This window comes from Staphylococcus arlettae (assembly GCF_002902345.1).
GTDB classification, from domain to species: Bacteria; Bacillota; Bacilli; order Staphylococcales; family Staphylococcaceae; genus Staphylococcus; species Staphylococcus arlettae.
The window spans coordinates 38,199-38,537 of the sequence record NZ_PPQB01000033.1; the positions used below are offsets into that span (position 1 = coordinate 38,199).

Genomic DNA, 339 nt, shown 5'->3' on the forward strand with positions numbered 1-339 from the left:
CATTAGATCGCGGGTGTGGCGGAATTGGCAGACGCACTAGACTTAGGATCTAGCGCCTTACGGCGTGGGGGTTCGACTCCCTTCACCCGCATTTGCAGAAGTAGTTCAGCGGTAGAATACAACCTTGCCAAGGTTGGGGTCGCGGGTTCGAATCCCGTCTTCTGCTCCATTTATTTGATAGTGCCGGGGTGGCGGAACTGGCAGACGCACAGGACTTAAAATCCTGCGATAAGTGATTATCGTACCGGTTCGATTCCGGTCCTCGGCACCATCTAAATTATATATGCGCCCGTAGCTCAACTGGATAGAGCGTTTGACTACGGATCAAGAGGTTATGGG

3 tRNA genes are annotated in these 339 nt (G+C 52.5%); all 3 read left to right on the top strand.

The features are described from left to right. Positions 1 to 9: 9 nt before the first annotated feature. Positions 10 to 91, top strand: a tRNA-Leu gene (locus CD036_RS12955). Between the two features lie 3 nt (positions 92 to 94). Further along, a tRNA-Gly gene (locus tag CD036_RS12960) sits at positions 95 to 169 on the top strand. 13 nt (positions 170 to 182) lie between these two features. Then, positions 183 to 271, top strand: a tRNA-Leu gene (locus CD036_RS12965). Positions 272 to 339 lie beyond the last annotated feature (68 nt).